The following is a 2,376-nucleotide window of genomic DNA, read 5'->3' as shown; positions in this document are numbered from 1 at the left end:
GTAAATCAACGAGCAAGTGCATATTGTTGACCGGATGGGATGTAAATAGTTTTGCTTTCTGATCTACTTATCATGAACAAAACAGCAAAGAAGCCAATCATTAGAAGAAGTGATGAAGAAAAAATTGCACTGATAGAAAAATGGGAAAGCAGCGGTCTTCCTATTACGGTATTCTGCAATCAACATGATTTCTCCGATTCCCTGTTTCACTCCTGGCTGAATAAATACAGGCGTATTAAGAAGAAAGCAAAACCTGGCAGTACATTCATTCCTTTACAAGTACAGAAAACAAATGCAGGTAATGAAATCACCTCTGTAGCTTTTGCTGATATTACTTTGTCAAAAGGCCATAAGATCACTCTTTACCAGATGGTGCCACCAGAATATCTACGTGCTCTTTTATTTTAAGTGTTATGCTTGCCCTCTCGGACGCTTTCCGCTATTTCCTTTACTCCAAGCCAGCAGACATGCGCAAAAGCTTTTACTCCCTGGCAGCCCTTGTGCGTGAAGAACTGCACCACGATCCCCTCACAGGCGATATCTTCATTTTCTTAAGCCGCAGGCGCCATCACATCAAACTGCTGCGCTGGGAGGGGGATGGCTTTGCCCTGTACAGCAAGCGTCTGGAAAGGGGCAGCTATGAACTGCCCAAAGGGGGTGATGAAAACTCTTTTCTGATCTCTCATAAAGAGCTGCTGCTCGTCCTGCAAGGCATCTCGCTTCAGCAGATCAAATACCGGAAACGGTACAGCAGAAAAATGGCATCATAAATCTGGGCTACTTTCTTTGAAATAAGGGAGGTATATGCCACTTTTGCAGCCCACAAATGCAAGAGGAACCTTCCATAGATTACAAAGCCCGGTTGCAAGAAGCCCATGGCACCATAACGGTGCTCAAGCACCGTATTGAGCAGCTGGAGAAGATGATCTTTGGTTCCAAACATGAGCGTTTTGTCCCCACTACACCCCCTGCTGGGCAACTGACCTTAGAGCTACAGGCAGATGCTACTCATGAAGTAAATGTCACTTCCACGCAGAAGATTGCATATACCCGCAGCAAAACAACCCTGGAGCCAAAATCTACAGAGCATCCCGGAAGAAACCCTCTGCCTGATCACTTAAGAAGAGTAGAGATTGTGTTGGAGCCGGAAGGTGTTCCTGAGGGCAGCATCCGCATTGGGGAGCTCATTAGCGAACAACTGGAAGCCACTCCCTCAGAGCTGTATGTAAAAAGGTTCATCCGCCCCAAGTATGCCCTGCCTAAAAGTAGTGGTGAGGAAGATGGCACAAAGATCCTGACAGCATCCCTTCCAGTGCAACCTATTGATAAGTGCATGGCTGGACCATCCCTATTGGCACAGATCCTCATTGATAAATACATGGACCACTTGCCTGCCCACCGGCAGATGCAGCGCTTTGAGCGCAGTGGAGTGAGCCTTCCTTACTCCACCATCATCTCCTGGATCGGCAGCTCTTGCAAGCTGCTGCAGGTATTTGAAGAAGCACTAAAGCAGGAGGTGTTGAGTACAGGTTATCTGCATGCAGATGAGACGGGTATTAAAGTGTTGGATGAGCAGAAGAATGGAAAGAAAGTGCATCATGGTTTTTTCTGGGTCTACCACACCACGGTAAAGAAGCTGGTGTATTTTGATTACCAGAAGAGCAGAAACCGCACCGCAGCCCAGAGCATCCTTTCTACATACAAAGGTTATCTGCAAACAGATGGCTATGAGGTCTATGACGACTTTGATGAGGAGGAGCAGATCCATCATCTGCTTTGTATGGCACACGCCAGAAGGTATTTTGTTGATAGTTTGAACACAGATAAGAACAGAGCAGAATATGCCTTGGGGCAGATGCAACGGCTGTATGCTATTGAACGCAGGTCGAGGGATGAGGGCTTGTCTGTTGAAGAAAAAAAAGCAGTAAGGCAGAAAGAAGCTGTTCCCATACTGGATCAATTGGGAAAGTGGATGAAAGAACAGTTAGGGGAGGTATTGCCGAAAAGTCCTATCGGCAAGGCGCTCGCTTATTCAGTGAAGCGTTGGGAGAAGCTAGGTGTGTATACCCAAGATGGCAGACTGTCTATTGACAACAATGCTGTAGAGAATAGTATCCGCCCAGTGGCTCTGGGGAGGAAAAATTATTTGTTCTGTGGTTCCGGGGAAGCAGCCAGGCGAGCAGCCATGATCTATTCTCTGTTGGGCTCCTGTAAACTGCATGGCATCAATCCATTGGTATGGCTCACTGATGTACTTACCCGATTGCCCATGCAGCCCATCAACCAAATCAAAGAACTCCTTCCACATAATTGGAAACCGCTGCAAGATTAATCATCTCACTGCAACCAACAATATGCAGTTGCTTGTAGGTTTAC

At 46.6% G+C, this 2,376-nt stretch carries 3 protein-coding genes; all 3 read left to right on the top strand.

Translation table 11 applies throughout. The features are described 5' to 3' along the window. The first annotated feature begins 72 nt into the window (after window positions 1–72). From tnpA to tnpC, 3 genes are read left to right on the top strand one after another with little or no spacing between them, the layout of a single operon-like run. Window positions 73–408, top strand: coding sequence for an IS66 family insertion sequence element accessory protein TnpA (tnpA, locus tag OCK74_RS27755; RefSeq protein ID WP_279300378.1), 336 nt, complete (start codon window positions 73–75; stop codon window positions 406–408). Between the two features lie 5 nt (window positions 409–413). Beyond that, entirely contained in the window at window positions 414–770 is a 357-nt protein-coding gene (tnpB, locus tag OCK74_RS27750) for an IS66 family insertion sequence element accessory protein TnpB (protein ID WP_279300377.1), read from the top strand. 56 nt (window positions 771–826) lie between these two features. Beyond that, the gene (gene tnpC, locus OCK74_RS27745; RefSeq protein WP_279300376.1) at window positions 827–2,332 is read left to right on the top strand and encodes an IS66 family transposase; all 1,506 of its coding nucleotides are present in this window, start codon (window positions 827–829) and stop codon (window positions 2,330–2,332) included. Window positions 2,333–2,376: the final 44 nt, after the last annotated feature.

It is taken from the genome of Paraflavisolibacter caeni, assembly GCF_025628885.1.
In the GTDB taxonomy this organism is placed as follows: domain Bacteria; phylum Bacteroidota; class Bacteroidia; order Chitinophagales; family Chitinophagaceae; genus Flavisolibacter; species Flavisolibacter caeni.
This window is presented reverse-complemented; position numbering and strand designations above follow the sequence as displayed.